This is a genomic window from Salinicola sp. (genome assembly GCF_982684285.1).
In genome coordinates this window covers 1-2,133 of the sequence record NZ_CEXLVS010000401.1, presented here as the reverse complement: position 1 = coordinate 2,133, position 2,133 = coordinate 1, and the positions used below count along the sequence as shown (strand labels likewise).

Sequence of the window (2,133 nt, the reverse complement as noted above, 5' to 3'; positions counted from 1 at the left end):
CCCCGCCCGTCTTGACCCGACCGACGCTTCTCGCGCGGCGCAGCGTCGCCCAGAGCGAACTGTTTGCCATCGAATCGCTCGATCTGCGCTTCGCCAACGGCGCGGAACGCACTTTCGAACGCTTGAAGGGCAAGGGCCGCGGCGCGGTGATGCTGGTGGCCATGCCCGACCCCGATCACGTCTTGCTGATCCGGGAATACGCGGCGGGCTTCGATGAATACACGCTGACCCTGCCCAAGGGGCTGGTCGACCCGGGCGAGGACATCATCACGGCGGCCAATCGAGAGCTCATGGAAGAGTGCGGCTACGGTGCCAACCGCATCGAGCCGCTGGTGGAGTTGTCGCTGGCGCCCAACTACATGAATCACCGTATCCAGGTGATGCTGGCCAGCGATCTCTACGAGAGGCGCCTGGAAGGCGATGAGCCCGAACCATTGATCGTGGAAACCTATGCCATCGACGACATCGCCGGACTGCTGGCGCGGGACGATTTCCATGAGGGCCGCGCCATCGCCGCCCTGTTCATCGCTCGCGAAAAACTGCGCAGCGAGCGGGAGTCCGAAAGCTGGTGGTGAGGCGTGGCCGACACCGGTAGCCGCCAGAGAACGAGAAGTGGCAGGGGTAGAAGTGGCAGAGACAGAAGAAGACCGCCCCACTAGGTGGGGCGGTCGTCGAACAGTAAGCTACGCTTTGTCTGAAAAATGCCTGCGCTCGCCCATACGGCGTTAAAAATCGACTCAAAATGCTCATTTACCCCGCGTAAACTCCGCTTTTTCGTCGATTTTTGCCTTGCCTGGCCATCGCTCGTCGATTTTCAGACAGAGCTTAGGTTCTGCGGAACTCGAGCGCGCAGCGAGGTCCCGATCAGTTGGGATCGACGTCCTGCGCGGAGTCGACACCGTGGTTGCCTTCCATGTCGTCGGCCATCGGCCCCTGCGCTGCCGATGTATCCTGGGCCGTCCCACCCTCGACTTTCATGCTGCCCGGCTGGGTGTTGGCGGAACCGGTCTGGCCGTTGTCCTCGTCGGGCAGATTGTTCTCGGTCGGCAACTTCCCGCTGGCGCTGTCCGCGGCGGTCGGACCCTCGGCCTTCGTCGGCGACGCCCCGCCGGACTGGGTATTGGCGGAGCCGGACTCGGGGCTCACGCTGGGCGCGTCGCTCTGGGCAAACGCACTGGCGGTGGGAAGCGCGATGAGCGCGGCGAAGATGGCTGCGTTCAATTTTTTCATGTGAATCCTCCTTAATTCATCTTTACGCGTGACGCTGATCCAACGAAATCGACCTTTTCGTTTGCGTCACGAACGGCTGCTTCAACAAACTATACAAAACCTAGACAAAAAATCGCCGCCTAGCAAATACTAGCGTCGCATTCCGCGCCGTCGTCATAACACTCGATGAATCTCCTCGCGGCGGGAGACAGCTCTCTGTCCCGGCGCCAGAGCAGTTCGAAAGCCGGATTTCGCGTTCGGAAGCGGTATCGGATCCGGGCGACATGCCCCTGCTTCACCTGCTCCCGGGCAATGCGCTCGGGCAGCAGTGCCAGCACGCCCTCGTCCCGCTCCAGCATGGCCAGGATCGCGTAGGTCGATGAAATCTCGATCGACTGCACCGGCTGCGAAAGTCCCGCGGCAACGAACTCCTGTTCCAGCATCCGCGGCATGCTGACGGGGTAGACGATCCAGGCCTGCCTGGCCAACGTGGTGAAATCGGGCTCCCCGGCCTCGACCAGCGGGTGTCCGGGATTGGCGACCACCCAGAGCGGCTCGGGGAAATGCCCGTGGCAATGGTAGTCCCCGGGACGCCGGCCGAAATTGGAGCGGCATAGCGCGACGTCGATTCGCCCCTGATCGAGCAGGCGCAACAGCCCCTCGCTGGTGTCCTCGATCACCTGCAGCGACAGCGAGGGCTGCTCGGCACGCACCTTGACGATCGCTTCGACGATCGCGGCGATGGCGCCCATCGTGCCACCGACGGCCAGGTGCCCTCCGTAACCCTGCTGAATGCCGATCATCTCCTCGCGCAGATGCGCCACGTCGGTCTGGATCAGCCTCGCGTAGCGCACCACGCAGCGTCCCAGGTCATTGGCCTCGAGCCCTCTCGCGCTACGCAAGAACAGTGGCGCCCCCAGGGTC

The 2,133-nt window shown here is 63.1% G+C and carries 3 protein-coding genes; 1 reads left to right on the top strand and 2 read right to left on the bottom strand.

Annotated elements, in window-relative coordinates:
- Positions 1 to 11: 11 nt before the first annotated feature.
- Positions 12 to 575, top strand: a complete 564-nt coding sequence (nudE, locus tag AC3AYF_RS20395) for an ADP compounds hydrolase NudE (protein ID WP_487780304.1) — start codon at positions 12 to 14, stop codon at positions 573 to 575.
- A gap of 289 nt (positions 576 to 864) precedes the next feature.
- Here the strand turns inward: nudE and AC3AYF_RS20390 are convergent, their stop codons facing one another.
- Positions 865 to 1,230, bottom strand: a complete 366-nt coding sequence (locus AC3AYF_RS20390; protein ID WP_295041133.1) for a hypothetical protein — start codon at positions 1,228 to 1,230, stop codon at positions 865 to 867.
- Positions 1,231 to 1,349: 119 nt separating this feature from the next.
- Positions 1,350 to 2,133 (bottom strand): LysR substrate-binding domain-containing protein (locus AC3AYF_RS20385; RefSeq protein ID WP_295041132.1); only part of this gene is annotated, 784 nt, incomplete at its 5' end.

What these genes read in the sequence shown, in the direction of transcription:
- AC3AYF_RS20390 (WP_295041133.1), bottom strand. Translation starts at nt 1,230, where the DNA reads ATGAAAAAATTGAACGCAGCCATCTTCGCCGCGCTCATCGCGCTTCCC.